The 15,187-nt window shown below is 65.6% G+C and carries 15 protein-coding genes and 1 tRNA gene; 10 read left to right on the plus strand and 6 right to left on the minus strand.

The window, feature by feature from the left end; genetic code table 11:
- Window positions 1-9: 9 nt before the first annotated feature.
- Window positions 10-1,827: an extracellular solute-binding protein gene (locus ACTJLF_RS01775; RefSeq protein WP_132750921.1), complete on the minus strand. Its 1,818-nt coding sequence runs from the start codon at window positions 1,825-1,827 to the stop codon at window positions 10-12.
- Between the two features lie 37 nt (window positions 1,828-1,864).
- On the opposite strand from ACTJLF_RS01775, the gene fabI reads away from it, so the two are divergent.
- Together fabI and ACTJLF_RS01785 are read left to right on the plus strand one after the other, a co-directional pair.
- Window positions 1,865-2,647: an enoyl-ACP reductase FabI gene (fabI, locus tag ACTJLF_RS01780; protein ID WP_019652817.1), complete on the plus strand. Its 783-nt coding sequence runs from the start codon at window positions 1,865-1,867 to the stop codon at window positions 2,645-2,647.
- Between the two features lie 70 nt (window positions 2,648-2,717).
- The gene (locus ACTJLF_RS01785) at window positions 2,718-3,563 is read left to right on the plus strand and encodes a DNA ligase (protein WP_440882384.1); all 846 of its coding nucleotides are present in this window, start codon (window positions 2,718-2,720) and stop codon (window positions 3,561-3,563) included.
- Window positions 3,564-3,600: 37 nt separating this feature from the next.
- On the opposite strand, the gene ACTJLF_RS01790 is transcribed toward ACTJLF_RS01785, so the two are convergent.
- Window positions 3,601-5,907, minus strand: a complete 2,307-nt coding sequence (locus ACTJLF_RS01790) for an arginine/lysine/ornithine decarboxylase (protein ID WP_019652819.1) — start codon at window positions 5,905-5,907, stop codon at window positions 3,601-3,603.
- A gap of 228 nt (window positions 5,908-6,135) precedes the next feature.
- On the opposite strand from ACTJLF_RS01790, the gene ACTJLF_RS01795 reads away from it, so the two are divergent.
- The 5 genes from ACTJLF_RS01795 to ACTJLF_RS01815 all read left to right on the plus strand — a co-directional run bounded on the left by ACTJLF_RS01795 (window position 6,136) and on the right by ACTJLF_RS01815 (window position 8,703).
- Window positions 6,136-6,561, plus strand: a complete 426-nt coding sequence (locus tag ACTJLF_RS01795; RefSeq protein WP_019652820.1) for an NfeD family protein — start codon at window positions 6,136-6,138, stop codon at window positions 6,559-6,561.
- 44 nt (window positions 6,562-6,605) lie between these two features.
- Complete coding sequence (locus ACTJLF_RS01800; protein WP_132750919.1) at window positions 6,606-7,550, plus strand: SPFH domain-containing protein; 945 nt, start codon at window positions 6,606-6,608, stop codon at window positions 7,548-7,550.
- Between the two features lie 25 nt (window positions 7,551-7,575).
- A tRNA-Ser gene (locus ACTJLF_RS01805) sits at window positions 7,576-7,666 on the plus strand.
- A gap of 199 nt (window positions 7,667-7,865) precedes the next feature.
- A complete protein-coding gene (locus ACTJLF_RS01810; protein WP_019652822.1) occupies window positions 7,866-8,222 on the plus strand; it encodes a hypothetical protein in 357 nt (118 codons plus the stop codon).
- Window positions 8,223-8,313: 91 nt separating this feature from the next.
- Complete coding sequence (locus ACTJLF_RS01815; protein ID WP_019652823.1) at window positions 8,314-8,703, plus strand: response regulator; 390 nt, start codon at window positions 8,314-8,316, stop codon at window positions 8,701-8,703.
- Between the two features lie 83 nt (window positions 8,704-8,786).
- On the opposite strand, the gene ACTJLF_RS01820 is transcribed toward ACTJLF_RS01815, so the two are convergent.
- The 4 genes from ACTJLF_RS01820 to ACTJLF_RS01835 all read right to left on the minus strand — a co-directional run bounded on the left by ACTJLF_RS01820 (window position 8,787) and on the right by ACTJLF_RS01835 (window position 12,531).
- Window positions 8,787-10,004: a branched-chain amino acid ABC transporter substrate-binding protein gene (locus ACTJLF_RS01820; RefSeq protein ID WP_019652824.1), complete on the minus strand. Its 1,218-nt coding sequence runs from the start codon at window positions 10,002-10,004 to the stop codon at window positions 8,787-8,789.
- A gap of 139 nt (window positions 10,005-10,143) precedes the next feature.
- A complete protein-coding gene (locus ACTJLF_RS01825; RefSeq protein WP_019652825.1) occupies window positions 10,144-10,539 on the minus strand; it encodes a hypothetical protein in 396 nt (131 codons plus the stop codon).
- 1 nt (window position 10,540) lies between these two features.
- Window positions 10,541-10,981, minus strand: a complete 441-nt coding sequence (locus tag ACTJLF_RS01830; protein WP_440882385.1) for a DNA polymerase III subunit chi — start codon at window positions 10,979-10,981, stop codon at window positions 10,541-10,543.
- Window positions 10,978-12,531, minus strand: a complete 1,554-nt coding sequence (locus ACTJLF_RS01835; protein ID WP_132798988.1) for a leucyl aminopeptidase — start codon at window positions 12,529-12,531, stop codon at window positions 10,978-10,980. Before ACTJLF_RS01835 ends, ACTJLF_RS01830 begins: the two co-directional genes overlap by 4 nt.
- A gap of 21 nt (window positions 12,532-12,552) precedes the next feature.
- Between ACTJLF_RS01835 and lptF the strand changes: the two genes are divergently transcribed.
- Genes lptF through ACTJLF_RS01850 form a run of 3 tightly spaced genes read left to right on the plus strand, consistent with a single transcriptional unit; the run spans window position 12,553 to window position 15,157 of the window.
- Complete coding sequence (gene lptF, locus ACTJLF_RS01840; RefSeq protein ID WP_019652828.1) at window positions 12,553-13,683, plus strand: LPS export ABC transporter permease LptF; 1,131 nt, start codon at window positions 12,553-12,555, stop codon at window positions 13,681-13,683.
- The gene (gene lptG / locus ACTJLF_RS01845; protein WP_019652829.1) at window positions 13,680-14,792 is read left to right on the plus strand and encodes an LPS export ABC transporter permease LptG; all 1,113 of its coding nucleotides are present in this window, start codon (window positions 13,680-13,682) and stop codon (window positions 14,790-14,792) included. Before lptF ends, lptG begins: the two co-directional genes overlap by 4 nt.
- Window positions 14,789-15,157: a sirohydrochlorin chelatase gene (locus tag ACTJLF_RS01850; RefSeq protein ID WP_132750917.1), complete on the plus strand. Its 369-nt coding sequence runs from the start codon at window positions 14,789-14,791 to the stop codon at window positions 15,155-15,157. The genes lptG and ACTJLF_RS01850 overlap by 4 nt, the downstream gene beginning before the upstream one ends.
- Window positions 15,158-15,187: the final 30 nt, after the last annotated feature.

Below are 15,187 nucleotides of genomic sequence, written 5' to 3' on the forward strand. Positions count from 1 at the left end.
CTGATGCTTCTAGGGCTTGCGCGGAGGCATCCTGGCCCACCAGGTACTCATGACCCAGTCCTCGCCCCCCGCGTAGGGCGGCATGGGCGACTTGAACGCCAGCCGCCAGTCGTTGTAGACGATGCGGTGCGATGTCAATGTCCACTGGGGAATCAGGTAGTGGCTGTGCATGATCACCCGGTCGAGTGCCCTGCAGGCCGGGATAAGTTCGGCCTTGGTATCGGCGTCGACGATGTCCTTGAGCAGAGCGTCGACGGCCGGCGTCGACACGCCCATGAAGTTGCCTGAACTCTCCGTCTTGGCCGCCTTGCTTCCGAAGACCTCCAGCAGTTGCTGGCCCGGGTTGTTCGTGCCCTGGAAATTGATGGTCGTGATGTCGAAGTCGAAGCGGTCGAGCCGTTCCTGGTAGAGCGCGAAATCGGCAGTGACGAAGTTGAGCCTGATACCCAGCTTTTCGAGGTTGCGAACCCATGGGGACACGGTGCGCACGCCGCCTTCCTTGCTGTCCAGGTATTCGAGCGTCATCGCCTCGCCCTTCGCATTGCGCAGCGCACCGTCGCGGTACTCCCACCCGGCCTGCTTCAGCAGATCTCGCGCGTGGCGGAGATTGTTTCGCAGCGAATGGCCCTCGCCCTCGGTGACGGGCGGCACGTACATCGGGCCGAAGGCGGCATCGGGAATCTTGCCCCGCCAGGGCTCCAGCAAAGCCTTCTCTTGCGGCGAAGGCAAGCCTTGCGCCTCGCAGTCGGTGTTGCCGAACAGGTCCTTCACGCGCGGATAGCCGTTGTAGAACATCTGCCGGTTCATCCACTCGTAGTCGAGCGCCAGCCCAAGCGCCTCGCGCACGCGCGGATCACTGAGTTTGTCCCGCCGGGTGTTGAGCACGTAACTCTGAAAGCCCGCCGGCTTCTTGTGCGGGAACTCCTGCTTGACCAGCTCGCCGCTGCTGAAGCGCCTGCCATAGACCCGGCGCGCCCAGTCTCCCGCCGAGTAGAAGCTCATCATGTCGAACTCACCGGCCTTCAGGGCTTCGAGCCGGGCGGCGTTGTCCTTGTAGATCTTGACGGTGATCCGGTCGAAGTTGTGCGAGCCGCGGTTGACCGGCAGGTCGCGTCCCCAGTAGTTGGGATCGCGCACGTAGGTGATGTCCTTGCCGAAGCGCACAGGCCCGATCTTGTAGGCGCCGCTGCCGATCGGAATATCCATCACGACCTGGTCGAAGGGCTTGGCCTTGCCGTTTTCCACGCCCCAGGCACGGCTGAAGACAGGCAAGCCGCCGACGATCAGCGGCAGCTCGCGATTGACGGTCTTGAAGCGGAAGCGGATGGTGCGGGCATCGAGCACATCGGCCCCGTCCACTTCCTGCAGCAACGTCTTGTAGCCCGGAGAGGTATAGGGACCGATGAGCGTTTCGTAGGTGTGCTTCACGTCGGCGGCCTCGACCGGCATGCCGTTGTGGAACTTCGCCTCGGGGCGCAGCCGGAAGGTGACGCTGCGGCGGTCGGGGGCGACCGTCACGTCTTCTGCCAACAGGCCGTAGCCCGAGCCTGTCTCGTCCATCGCGCCGGCAAGCAGCGTGTCGAACATCAGGCTGTCCAGATAGGCCGGCGCCGTGCCTTTGATGGTGAAGGGGTTGTACTTGTCGAAGGTGGACACCCGCAGGTTGCTCACCAACCTCAGCTCACCGCCCTTCGGCGCCGCCGGATCGACGTAGTCGAAGGCCTTGAAGCCGGGGGCGTACTTGAGATCGTCCCAGAGTGCGTAACCATGCGCGGCCCAGGCGGGAGCCGCACACACCAACAACCACCAGACCCGGAGAAACCGCATGCGAGAATTCTGCCCAAGATTTTCACAAGGCAACCTCATGGGCTTTCTTTCGGGCAAGAAACTGCTGATCACCGGTGTATTGAGCAATCGCTCCATTGCTTATGGCATTGCCAAGGCCTGTCATGACCAGGGCGCGGAGCTCGCCTTCAGCTACGTCGGCGAGCGATTCAAGGACCGTATCACCGAATATGCCGCAGACTTCGGTTCGAAGCTGATTTTCGACTGCGACGTGAGCGACGATGCCCAGATCGACAAGCTCTTCGCCGACCTTGCCCAGGCCTGGCCCAAGTTCGACGGCTTCGTGCACAGCATCGGCTTCGCGCCGCGCGAGGCCATCGCGGGCGACTTCCTCGACGGGCTGTCGCGCGAAGGCTTCAAGGTCGCGCACGACATCAGTGCATACAGCTTCCCGGCAATGGCCAAGGCGGCCCTGCCCTACCTGAACGACAAGTCGGCCCTGCTCACGCTGACCTACCTCGGCGCCGAACGCGCGCTGCCCAACTACAACACCATGGGCCTGGCCAAGGCCTCGCTGGAAGCCTCGGTGCGCTACACCGCGGCCTCGCTGGGCCCGAAGGGCATGCGCGTCAACGGCATCAGCGCGGGCCCGATCAAGACGCTGGCGGCCAGCGGCATCAAGGGCTTCGGCAAGATGCTGGCGGCCGTGGCCGACGCATCGCCGATCCGGCGCAACGTGACCATCGAGGAAGTCGGCAACGTCGCGGCCTTCCTGCTGAGCGACCTGGCCAGCGGTGTGACCGCCGAGATCACCTACGTGGACGGCGGCTTCAGCAACGTGGTCGGCGGCATGGCCGAGTAAGCGTCCCGACGCCCACCGAAACGGGCCGCGCGAGCGGCCCTCGCTTTTTCGCTATTCATTCCATAGCAACGTGCTGAACCGCCGACTCCTGCTGCTCGCCGCCTTAGGGCTGGCCGCTTCGCCGGCCGTGGCGCTCGCGCGCGAGCCTGCACCATCGTTGATCCTTGCCGAAACCTATCGGCCCGGCATGTCGCTGGCGGACTACTGGGTCAGCGAGAAGTACGACGGCGTGCGCGCCTTCTGGGACGGCAAGCAGCTCTGGACGCGCGGCGGCGAGCGCATCGTCGCCCCGACATGGTTCACTGCCCCACTGCCGAAGCAGCCACTGGACGGCGAGCTCTGGGCCGGCCGGGGCCGGTTCGAGCACGCCGTATCGACCGCTCGCAACCAGACGCCCAACGACATCGCGTGGCACGAGATGCGCTACATGGTCTTCGACCTGCCCGCACAGCCCGGCGACTTCACAACGCGGCTCGCGGCCCTGCGCAAGCTGCTGCCGATCACAGACGCCCCCTGGGTCGTGCCCGTGCCGCAGGAGCGCGCCACCACGCACGAAGCCCTGCAGGCGCTGCTCGACAAGACGGTGAAGATGGGCGGCGAAGGCCTGATGCTGCACCGCGGCGCCTCCGGCTACCGCGGCGAGCGCAGCAACGATCTGCTGAAGGTCAAGCCCTACGAAGATGCCGAAGCCCGGGTGGTTGAGCATGTCCTGGGCAAGGGCAGGCACAGCACCAGGCTCGGCGCCCTGGTGGTCGAGACGCCCGAGGGCAAGCGCTTCAGGCTGGGCGGAGGCTTCACCGACGCGCAGCGCGAGAACCCGCCGCCCGTCGGCAGCTGGGTGACCTACCGCTACAACGGGACCACGGCCAAGGGCCTGCCCCGGTTCGCGCGCTTCATGCGGGTGCGCGAGGGCTGACCGGCCGATCGATCAGACCCTCGGACTTCCTTGCCCCTTACTTCGATTCCTTGACGCAGTCGGCGTAGTAGCGCTTCTTGCCCGTCTCGTCGACGCGCGCCACCAGGCCGTGGATGTCTGTCTCGAAACCCGGGCACTGCGTGTTGAACTCGCGCGAGAACTTGAGGTAGTCGACGATCTTCTTGTTGAACACTTCGCCCGGGATCAGCAGCGGAATGCCCGGCGGGTACGGCGTGATCAGGCTGGTGGTGATGCGGCCTTCGAGTTCGTCGATTTCCACCCGCTCGGTCTTGCGGTGCGCGATGTGAGCGAAGGCGTCGCTGGGTTTCATGGCCGGCGTGAGATCGCTCAGGTACATCTCGGTCGTGAGGCGGGCCACGTCGTAGCGCGCGTACAGCTGGTGGATGTGCTGGCACAGGTCGCGCAGGCCCAGGCGCTCGTAGCCGGGGTGCTGCTGGCAGAACTCCGGCATGATGCGCCACATCGGCTGGTTGCGCGCGTAGTCGTCCTTGAACTGCTGCAGCGCCGTCAGCAGCGTGTTCCAGCGGCCCTTGGTGATGCCGATGGTGAACATGATGAAGAAGCTGTAGAGGCCGGTCTTCTCCACGATCACGCCGTGCTCGGCGAGGAACTTGGTCACCACGCTGGCCGGGATGCCGGTCTCGGCGAAGTTGCCTTCGAGGTCCAGGCCGGGAGTGACGATGGTCGACTTGATCGGGTCGAGCATGTTGAAGCCGTCGGCCAGCTCGCCGAAGCCGTGCCAGTTGCGCTGCGAGTTCTTGCCCTTGCCGGTCTTCGGCTGGCCGTTCTTCTCGCCGTGCATGATCCAGTCCTCGGCGCGGCCGATGCCCTCTTCGACGAGCTTCTCGGGACCCCAGACCTTGAACCACCACTCGTCCTTGCCGAACTCCTCCTCGACCTTGCGCATGGCGCGGCGGAAGTCCAGCGCCTCGAGGATGCTCTCCTCCACCAGCGCGGTGCCGCCGGGCGGCTCCATCATGGCGGCGGCCACGTCGCAGCTCGCGATGATCGCGTACTGCGGGCTGGTCGACGAGTGCATCAGGTAGGCCTCGTTGAAGAGGTCGCGGTCGAGCTGGCGGTTCTGCGAGTCCTGCACCAGCACGTGGCTGGCCTGACTGATGCCGGCCAGCAGCTTGTGGGTGGACTGCGTGGCGAACACCAGCGATTCCTTCGGCCGGACCCGGCGCTTGCCCATCGCGTGGTAGGCACCGTAGAACGGGTGGAAGGCCGCGTGCGGCAGCCATGCCTCGTCGAAGTGCAGCGTGTCGACGTAGCCGTCGAGCATGTTCTTGATGGTCTCGGTGTTGTAGATCACGCCGTCGTAGGTCGACTGCGTGAGCGTCATCACACGCGGCTTGACCTTGTCGGCGTCCACGTCGGCCAGGAGGGGGTTGGCCTTGATCTTGGCCTTGATGGCGCTCTGCTCGAACTCGCTCTTGGGAATGGGGCCGATGATGCCGAAGTGGTTGCGCGTGGGCTTCATGAACACCGGAATCGCGCCGGTCATGATGATCGCGTGCAGGATGGACTTGTGGCAGTTGCGGTCGACCACCACCACGTCGCCCGGCGCCACCGTGTGGTGCCACACCATCTTGTTGCTGGTGCTGGTGCCGTTGGTCACGAAGAAGCAGTGGTCGGCGTTGAAGATGCGCGCCGCATTGCGCTCGCTGGCCGCGACCGGGCCGGTGTGGTCGAGCAGCTGGCCCAGCTCTTCCACCGCGTTGCAGACGTCGGCGCGCAGCATGTTCTCGCCGAAGAACTGGTGGAACATCTGGCCCACTGGGCTCTTCAGGAACGCCACGCCGCCCGAATGGCCGGGACAGTGCCAGGAGTAGGAGCCGTCTTCCGCGTAGTCGATCAGCGCCTTGAAGAAAGGCGGCTGCACGCTCTCGAGGTAGCTCTTGGCCTCGCGGATGATGTGGCGCGCCACGAATTCGGGGGTGTCCTCGAACATGTGGATGAAGCCGTGCAGCTCGCGCAGGATGTCGTTGGGCAGGTGGCGCGAGGTCTTGGTCTCGCCGTAGATGTAGATCGGCACGTCGGCGTTCTTGCGCCGCACTTCGCCGATGAAGGTGCGCAGGTTCAGCACGGCCGGGTCGAGGTCGGGGCCGATGGTGAACTCCTCGTCGTCGATCGACAGGATGAAGGCGCTGGCGCGGCTTTGCTGCTGGGCGAACTGGCTCAGGTCGCCGTAGCTGGTGACGCCCAGCACCTCGAAGCCCTCCGTCTCGATGGCCTGCGCGAGCGCGCGGATGCCGAGGCCCGAAGTGTTTTCGGAGCGGAAGTCCTCGTCGATGATGACGATGGGAAAGCGAAATTTCATGAGCAGGGCTCCGGACGGTCTGGCTGAGAGGGACACACAGGGCAATGTGGCGAGGCGCGAAGTGTACGGAATTCGGATGACGGCTCCGGTCAGCTTCGCGCAAGCCATCGGGTGGTGTCGGACAAGGCCGGCCCTGCCCTTCGCACCGCAGTATCCCTACGCGGGGAAAGCGCTTGGAGCGGATGCCGCAGAATCACGCGGATCGAACAAGCAACAAGAGGAGTCGGCATGGCAAATTCCACTGTCTGGTGGCTGATCGCGGGGGCGGCCATCGTGGTCGAGCTGCTCTCGGGCACCGTCTATCTCCTGCTGCTGGCGGCCGGCTTTGCTGCCGCAGCCATCTCGGCGCACCTGGGCTTCGGCACCGTCACGCAACTGATCGTGGCGGCCGTCATCGGCGTGGGGGCCGTGCTGGTCTGGTACGCGATCCAGCGCAAGCGCCCTCCCGCCCCTCCCACCGAAGCCAACCGCGACGTGAACCTCGACATCGGCGAGACCGTGCAGGTCGACGCCTGGAACCCGGACGGCACGGCGACCGTGCGCTATCGCGGCGCGCAGTGGACGGTGATCCAGCGTGCCGGCCGCACACCCTCCACCGGCGAACACCGCGTGGTCGAGGTGGTCGGCAGCCGGCTGGTGGTCGACAAGGTTTAGTCAGTCAGTCCGTCGTAGACAGAACTCAGAAAAGGAAGCGCACCATGGAATTCTCGGTACCTCTCATCATCCTGGTCATCGCGATCATCTTCATCAGCCAGTCGGTCAAGTTCGTGCCCCAGCAGAACGCCTGGATCCGCGAGCGGCTGGGCAAGTACCACGGCACGATGACGCCCGGCCCCAACTTCCTGATCCCGTTCATCGACCGGGTGGCCTACAAGCACAGCCTGAAGGAAATCCCGCTCGACGTGCCGAGCCAGATCTGCATCACCCGCGACAACACGCAGCTGCAGGTCGACGGCATCCTGTACTTCCAGGTGACCGATCCGATGCGCGCCAGCTATGGCTCGTCGAACTACATCGTGGCCGTGACCCAGCTCGCCCAGACCTCCCTGCGCAGCGTGATCGGCAAGCTGGAACTCGACAAGACCTTCGAGGAGCGCGACGTCATCAACGCCCAGGTGGTGGCGGCGATCGACGAGGCGGCGCTGAACTGGGGCGTGAAGGTGCTGCGCTACGAGATCAAGGACCTGACGCCACCCAAGGAGATCCTGCAGGCGATGCAGCGCCAGATCACCGCCGAGCGCGAGAAGCGCGCGCTGATCGCAGCATCCGAAGGCCGCCGCCAGGAGCAGATCAACATCGCCACCGGCGAGCGCGAGGCCTTCATCGCCCGCTCCGAAGGCGAGAAGCAGGCGCAGATCAACAACGCCCAGGGCGAGGCGGCGGCCATCACCGCGGTGGCCACGGCGACGGCGGATGCCATCGAGCGCGTGGCAGCGGCCATCCGCCAGCCCGGCGGCGAGCAGGCCGTGCAGCTCAAGGTGGCCGAGCGCGCGGTCGACGCCTACGGCAAGGTCGCTGCCGACTCCAAGACCACGCTGATCGTGCCCAGCAACATGACCGAAACCGCCTCGCTCATCGCCTCCGCGATGCGGATGGTGCAGGCCGGCAAGCCGTCGTCGCAAGGTCCGTCGAATCAGGGCTGATCTGACTGCTACAATCGAGGGCTTCGGAGCGGTGGATGAGCGGTTTAAGTCGCACGCCTGGAAAGCGTGTGAGGGTTAATAGCCCTCCGCGGGTTCGAATCCCGCCTGCTCCGCCAGAGAAACAAGAAGCCCAGGTTGCCAAAAGCACCTGGGCTTTTCTGTTTGGCAGCAGGGCTTTTCCATTGCACCCTCTCGTCATCCAGGATCGGGAAGCCGATGCGTTGCTTTCCAACAACCCCCGATGGCCTCGCAGGCGCTCGCGTCTGGCGCTACGATCCAAAGGTTCTACTTCCTCCAAAGCCCAAAGGAATCTCGATGGCCGGAAAACAGAAAAACCCGTCGCGCGGCACGACGACGCTGGATCGCACCCTCGAAAAAAGCGAGCAGGTGGCTGCCGACGTGCAACGGGCATCGGACAACCTCGCCGTGGTCAACACGGTGCTCGAACAGGAACTGCCCGAGGAGGTACAGGTCGGCGAGGTGGCGCAGGCGATCGAGCACACCAGCCAGCTCGAGGAAAAGCTGGCCAAATCCGCAGAGAAGCTTGCCGAGGTGAACGCCGCCCTGAGCGAAGAGATCGAGAAGCGGCTCGAAGTGACGGCCGAACGCGACGAGAGCCAGGCACTGGCCGAGAAGCTCAAGGCCAAGATCCGCGCCGAGGGCGCCGACTGACCGGAGCTGCGGACCTCGTCCGTATCCCTTCTCCTACGCGGAGTCGGCGCCGGGCACGCTACGCTATTGGTTCTCAAGGCGAAACCACGGCATGGCCCTCATCACGTTCCTCGTCGAGGACAACAAGACCATCAGGGACAACCTGGTCCCGGCACTCGAGGATTTGGTCAATGGCCGTGTGGTAGGCTTCGCCGAGACCGAAAGCGACGCCCTCGCCTGGCTCGCCGCCCATCCCGATGAATGGCAGCTTCTGATCGTCGACCTCTTCCTCAAGGAAGGCTCCGGTCTCGGCGTTCTCGGCGGCTGCAAGGAACGCCGTCCCGGCCAGCGGGTGGTGGTGCTCAGCAACTACGTGACGGCGGACATCCGGGCGCGTTGCACGGCCCTCGGGGCGGATGCGGTGTTCGACAAGTCGCGCGACCTCGACGCCTTCATCGAGTACTGCAACGCCAACCGCCCGTCCGGCCTCGCGCCGCTCTGACGCTCTCCCCGCCCCCGCACGCAAATACGGCGGGCATGAAAAAAGGGCCCGAAGGCCCTTTTTTCGTTCCTGGCTGAAGCAGCTCAGCGCACCACGGCGATCTGGGTACGCGCGCCACCCTTGTAGGTGTACAGCGTCAGGGCGCCGTTCTTGATGTCGCCCTTCTCGTCGAAGGCGATCGGGCCGGTCACGCCCTTGTATTGCACCTTGCCGACTTCGGGCAGGTACTTGGCAGGGTCGGACGAACCGGCCTTCACCATGGCTTCGGCCAGCACGTTGACCGCGTCGTACACGTAGGGTGCATAGATCTGCACTTCGACGCCGTTCTTGGTCTTGAACTTGGCCTTGAAGTCTTCCAGCGGCTGCTTGAAGTCGCCGTCCACGCCGCCGGCTTCCGCGCACACCACCATGTCTTCGCCGATGGCATCGCCAGCCAGCTTCGGCAGTTCGCCGGTGCACAGGCCGTCGCCGCCCATGAACTTGACGTTCAGGCCCAGCTGCTTGACCTGCTTGAGCATCGGGCCGCCAACGGCGTCCATGCCGCCGAAGAACAGCACGTCGGGCTTGGCAGCCTTCAGCTTGGTCAGGATGGCGTTGAAGTCGGTCGACTTGTCGGTGGTGAATTCGTGGCCCACGATGGTGGCGCCAGCAGCCTTGGCCGCCTTCTCGAACTCTTCGGCGACGCCCTGGCCGTAGGCCGTGCGGTCGTCGATCACGGCGATGTTCTTGCCCTTGAGCGTTTCGACGGCGTACTTGCCCAGCGTGCCGCCGAGCTGCGTGTCGTCAGCCACGACGCGGAAGGTCGTCTTGAAGCCCTGGCGGGTGTACTTCGGGTTGGTGGCCGAAGGCGAGATCTGCGGAATGCCGGCGTCGCTGTACAGCTTGGAGGCGGGAATGGTGGTGCCCGAGTTCAGGTGGCCGACCACGCCGTTGACCTTTTCGTCCACCAGCTTCTGGGCGACTGCGGTGCCCTGCTTCGGGTCTCCAGCGTCGTCTTCGGGAACCAGTTCGAACTTGGCGACCTTGTCGCCGATCTTGATGCCCTTTGCATTCAGGTCTTCGATGGCCATCTTCGCGCCGAACTCGTTGTCCTTGCCGAGGTGGGCGATGGGGCCGCTGGTAGGTGCCACGTGGCCGATCTTGACGACCAGGGTGTCTCCGGCAGGTGCGGGTGCAGGTGCAGCCGCCGGGGCCGCGGCCGTTGGCGCGGGCGCTGCAGCGGGAGCAGCAGCTTCTTCCTTCTTGCCGCAAGCCACGAGCGTGATTGCAGCCAGTGCGACCGCAGTCCATTTCAATTGCATGGGAACCTCCAGAACTTGGATGAAAAGAGAATAAACAAACCGGTCGTGTGATCCGGGCGCGCAGACCTCGCAAGTTTCGCGCCGCGGACCAGCGGCACCCTCACGCCCTTCCGACCTGCGGCGCAGTTTAGCCCAGTATTCAGGGTCCGGAAGGTGGCGTAGACCCGGTGTTTTCGCTGAGTTCAGCGGCCATCGCCTCGATGACGAGCGCACGCAGAACAGCCTCTATTTCATTGCGCAAACGCGGCACCATTGCGTCGAGTTGATGCTGAACGGCAGCTGACACGGTGTCGCTCAAACGCTCCTCCAGCGACAGGTCGACGCGCTGCAGAACGCGGTGCAGCAATTGCTCTTCGAGGCTGACGATTTCCGCCTGCGAGAACTGCGCAGCCGGCGGCAGCGCCATCGAGTTCGTCGGGTCTGGCTGCGATGCCGGCGCGGCCTGCGGCTCGGGGCTCGCAGGCTCCGCGGGCATGTCGAGCACCGTGGTCAGCGTGGGGACGAACCGGGGCGGGGTGCGCAGCGTGCTGGCCATGTCAGGAACTCTTTGCGAAGTCGTGCGGCAGGATGGTGTAGCCACGATCGGCATAGTGGCGCCAGCGGGCTCGGCCGAGCTGCCGGTCGTTCGCCTCGTCGCTCACGATGTCGATCATGCGTTCATAGCGCTCGAAGCCCGCGGGCACCTCGACACCAAGGTTCACCAGCATCTCGCGGTGCGGCAGCGAGGCCGCGTCGGCGCCTTGCGACGACAGCACCACGGATGAGCGCGCGACCACGTGCGCAGGGGCGTCGTCGCGGCAGTGCGCGACGAAGTCCACGGGCGACAGCTGCCAGAGCGCTCCATCCACCGCTTCGAGCGAGCGTGCATCGCCCACCACCACCACGCGCAGGCCGCGCGTGTTCACAGCCTTGCGAACCAGCCGGCAGGCGTAGTTCAGCTTGTCGCGCGCGTTGTAGTGAAAGCCGATCTCGGTCACTTCTCGGTCCGGGTCTTTCCTGCGGGAGCCGCGGCGGACTTGCCGGCCTTCTTGCCGACCTTGGTCTTGGCGCCGGCCTTGGCGCCTTGGGTGCCATCCTCAGCACCGGTGCTGCCCACGCGGCCCATCAGATAGGACACCAGCAGGCCCACCGGCCGGCCGGTCGAGCCCTTGGCCGCTCCGCTCTTCCATGCGGTGCCGGCGATGTCCAGGTGCGCCCATGCGAAGTCGCTGGCGAAGCGCTGCAGGAACTTGGCCGCGGTGATGGCGCCGCCCGCGCGGCCGGCGATGTTGGCCACGTCGGCGAAGTTGCTCTTCAGGCCCTCGGCGTAGTCATCGTCCAGCGGCATGCGCCAGCAGCGGTCCTGCGAGGCCTCGCCTGCGGCCTCGAGCGCCGCTGCGAGCGTGTCGTCGCTGGAAAACAGGCCGCTGCGCACGCCGCCGAGGGCGATCACGCAGGCACCCGTCAGCGTGGCGATGTCGATCACGGCGGCGGGCTCGAAGCGCTTGGCGTAGGTCAGCGCGTCGCAGAGGATGAGCCGGCCCTCGGCGTCGGTGTTGAGCACCTCGATGGTCTGGCCGCTCATGCTGGTCACCACGTCGCCGGGCTTCACGGCACGGCCGTCGTTCATGTTCTCGCAAGAGGGGATGAGGCCGACGACGTTGATGGCAGGCTGGATGTCGCCCAGGGCGCGGAATGTGCCCAGCACGCTGGCCGCGCCGCACATGTCGAACTTCATCTCGTCCATCTCGGCGGCCGGCTTGAGCGAGACGCCGCCGGTGTCGAAGGTGATGCCCTTGCCGACCAGCACGACCGGCGCCTGGCTCTTGGGCGCGCCGTGGTAGCGCAGCACGATGAAGCGCAGCGGCTGCGCCGAGCCCTGCGCCACGGCGGCGAAGGAGCCCATGCCGAGCTTCTCGACCTCCTTCGGGCCCAGCACCTCGCACTTGATGTTCGGCAGCTTGCCGAGCTCCTTGGCGGCCTCGCCCAGCAGCGTGGGCGTGGCGTGGTTGGCGGGACGGTTGCCCCATTCCTTGGCCAGCTCGATGCCGCGGACAGTGGCGCGAGCTTCGTCGAAGGGCTGGGAAACCGCGCCGGCGTCTGCAACGCCGATAGTCAGCTGGCGGATGCTGCGCGGCTCGGCCTTGGGCTTGGTGGTGGTGTAGACATAGCTCGCTTCAGCCGCCGCAATGACGGCTGCAGCCACCGCCGGGCCGTCGGCCGGCTGGGCGAACACCAGGGTCACGCGCCTGGCAGGCTGCGCCTTGGCCGCATTGACGGCCGCGGCCACCCCGCTGCGCACGGAAGCCGGCTTGCCGTCGCCGATGGCAGCGAGCACCACGCGGCCGGCGACGACGCCTTCGGGACGGTAGAGGCCCAGCAGCTTGCCGGCCTTGTCGGGCAGGTCGCCGGCCTTGCGGGCGCTGGCGGCGAGCACGGAAAGCGGGTCCTTGGAGACGATGGGGGCGCTGCCGGCGAGCACGATCAGGACATCGGATTTCTCGGCTGCAGCCTGGGCGACGGTGAGGGTCTTGAGTTGAAAGTCCATAATCCTTTTTTTCCTCGAACGATGTTATTCCATTCTTCCCTACGCAAGGAGCTGTCGCGCAGCTTCGGAGCGACCCTCGTGGTACTGGTCACCATCGTGATGACCATGATGCTCATCCGCACCCTCGGGCTGGCGTCCAAGGGCAGTGTGAACCCGCAGGAGGTGTTCCTGGTGATGGCCTACACGGTGCTCGGCTACATGCCGACCATCCTCAGCCTGAGCCTGTTCATCGCCATCGTCGGCACCCTGTCGCGCATGTACCGCGACAGCGAGATGGTCATCTGGTTCTCCAGCGGTCGCGGCATGGCCGACTTCGTCAAGCCGCTGTTCCGTTTCGCCTGGCCGGTGCTGATCCTCATCGCCGTGATGGCGCTGGTGGGCTGGCCCTGGGCCAACTCGCAGACCATCGGCATGCGCAAGCAGTACGAGCAGCGCAGCGACATCGAGCGCGTGGCGCCGGGTGAATTCCGAGAATCGGCCGGCCGCGTGCGGGTGTTCTTCATCGACAAGGAGACGCCGGACAACTCCAAGGCCACCAACGTCTTCATCTGGTCGATCGAGCGCAACATGCAGATCACGACCTCGGCGCGCAGCGGCAGCATCGAGAACATCGGCGACTCGCGCTACCTCCTGCTCAACAACGGCCAGCGCCTAGAGCAGCCGATGGCGAACACCGGCCTGAAGATCAGCGAATTCAAGACCTACGGCACGCGCGCCGGCGGCAGCTCCGGCTTCGGCGACGACGCCACCCCCGCACGTGCGCGCACCACGCTGTCGCTGCTGACCGACGCGAGCGACATGAGCCGGGGCGAGCTGGCCTGGCGCATCGGCATGCTGCTGGCCGCCATCAACTTCGTGCTGCTGGCGCTGAACGTGTCCAGCGGCAACCCGCGCGTGGGCCGCAGCGGCAACCTGCTGCTCGCACTGTTCGCCTTCGTCGTCTACTACAACATGCTCAACCTCGGCCAGAGCTGGATCAGCTCGGGCAAGTTCGGCATGGGCGGCTTCATGCTGCTGCTGCACGGCGGCGTGCTGCTGATCAACCTGGCATGGCTGGGCGCCCGCCAGAACAACTGGGGACGCCGCATCCGGAAGAGCCCGTCCGCCTCCGTCGCCGCGCCGCCATCCGCTCCCAGGATCGAACCCACGTGAAAACGATAAGACGCCTGATCTACGTCGAGGTGCTGAAGGCCGTCGCGTTCGTGACGCTCGGCTTCCTGAGCCTCTTCTTCTTCTTCGACTTCGTCGACGAACTGCAGTCCATCGGCAAGCCCGACAGCCTGAACTACGGGCCCGCGCAAGCGTTGCTGTACGTGGCCCTGCTGATCCCGAGCCACCTGTACGAACTGCTGCCGATCACCGTGCTGATCGGCTCGATCTTCGTCATGGCACGGCTGGCGCAGAGCTCCGAATACACCATCCTGCGCACCAGCGGCCTGGGGCCCTGGCGCGCGCTGCGCACCCTGCTGATCATGGGCATCGGCTTCGTGGTGCTGACCTTCGCCGTCGGCGACTACATCGCGCCCATTTCCGAGCGTACGGGCCAGCTGCTCAAGGCCAGGTACCAGGGCACCTATTCGCTGGCCGGCAACACGGGCGCGTGGCTGAAGGAGAAGCGCGACAACGTCTCCTACGCGGTGAACGTGCTGGCCATCGACCGCAAGGGCGCGCTGAAGAGCCCGCGCATCTTCGAGTTCGACGAGAGCGGCTACATCAAGACCCAGATCACCGCGGCCTCGGCCACCATCGGTGACGACGGCCACTGGATGCTCACCGGCGTGGAAGAACAGAAATACGACACGCGCAGCTCGGCCGAACAGGCGCACATCGTCACCACCAAGCTGCCTCAACTGAACTGGCCGACCTCGCTGACCGGCGAGATGGTGTCGGTGGCGCTGCTGCGCCCCGACCGGATGAGCACGATCGACCTGTTCGACTACATCCGCCACCTCGACGCCAACGGCCAGACGGCGCAGCGCTACGAGATCGAGTTCTGGCGGAAGGTCTTCTATCCGCTGTCGTGCCTCGTGATGGTGGTGCTCGCCCTGCCCTTCGCCTACCTGCACTTCCGCCAGTCCGGCATCACGACCTACGTGTTCGGCGGCGTGATGATCGGCATCAGTTTCTTCCTGCTGAACAACGTGTTCGGCTACCTGGGCAATCTCAGCAACTGGTCGCCATGGCTCACGGCGGCAGCGCCGGGGCTGATCTACTCGGTGATGTCGCTCACGGCCTTCAGCTGGCTGGTGCTGCGGCGATGACGGCCACCCAGGGAATCATCCTGCTGGCGCACGGCTCGCGCGACGAGCGCTGGCGCGAGCCCATCGAGGCGGTCGCCCGGCAGGTGCTCGCCGACGATCCCGGCGCCCGCGTGGCCTGCGCGTACATGGAACTGGCGACGCCCGACCTGCCCACGGCCGCCGAAACGCTGATTGGCGGTGGCGCAACCGCCGTCCGGGTGGTTCCGCTCTTCCTCGGCATGGGCAAGCACGCCCGCGAAGACCTGCCGCAGCAGGTCGAGGCGCTGCGCCAGCGCTGGCCCGCCGTAGGTTTCTCGCTGGCCCGGATCGTGGGCGAAGAGCCCGAACTGGTCGATCTCCTGGCCAGGATTGCGGTCAAATCGTGAACATCGGGAAATTTCGATAGATTCCGAAGG

Source organism: Variovorax sp. 22077, assembly GCF_052044195.1.
GTDB classification, from domain to species: domain Bacteria; phylum Pseudomonadota; class Gammaproteobacteria; order Burkholderiales; family Burkholderiaceae_C; genus Variovorax; species Variovorax atrisoli.

Bases quoted from the DNA above. Each gene is read 5' to 3' on its own strand.
- ACTJLF_RS01775 (WP_132750921.1), bottom strand. From the start codon at position 1,827: ATGCGGTTTCTCCGGGTCTGGTGGTTGTTGGTGTGTGCGGCTCCCGCC.
- fabI (WP_019652817.1), top strand. From the start codon at position 1,865: ATGGGCTTTCTTTCGGGCAAGAAACTGCTGATCACCGGTGTATTGAGC.
- ACTJLF_RS01790 (WP_019652819.1), bottom strand. From the start codon at position 5,907: ATGAAATTTCGCTTTCCCATCGTCATCATCGACGAGGACTTCCGCTCC.
- ACTJLF_RS01795 (WP_019652820.1), top strand. From the start codon at position 6,136: ATGGCAAATTCCACTGTCTGGTGGCTGATCGCGGGGGCGGCCATCGTG.
- ACTJLF_RS01800 (WP_132750919.1), top strand. From the start codon at position 6,606: ATGGAATTCTCGGTACCTCTCATCATCCTGGTCATCGCGATCATCTTC.
- ACTJLF_RS01810 (WP_019652822.1), top strand. From the start codon at position 7,866: ATGGCCGGAAAACAGAAAAACCCGTCGCGCGGCACGACGACGCTGGAT.
- ACTJLF_RS01815 (WP_019652823.1), top strand. From the start codon at position 8,314: ATGGCCCTCATCACGTTCCTCGTCGAGGACAACAAGACCATCAGGGAC.
- ACTJLF_RS01820 (WP_019652824.1), bottom strand. From the start codon at position 10,004: ATGCAATTGAAATGGACTGCGGTCGCACTGGCTGCAATCACGCTCGTG.
- ACTJLF_RS01825 (WP_019652825.1), bottom strand. From the start codon at position 10,539: ATGGCCAGCACGCTGCGCACCCCGCCCCGGTTCGTCCCCACGCTGACC.
- ACTJLF_RS01835 (WP_132798988.1), bottom strand. From the start codon at position 12,531: ATGGACTTTCAACTCAAGACCCTCACCGTCGCCCAGGCTGCAGCCGAG.
- lptF (WP_019652828.1), top strand. From the start codon at position 12,553: ATGTTATTCCATTCTTCCCTACGCAAGGAGCTGTCGCGCAGCTTCGGA.
- ACTJLF_RS01850 (WP_132750917.1), top strand. From the start codon at position 14,789: ATGACGGCCACCCAGGGAATCATCCTGCTGGCGCACGGCTCGCGCGAC.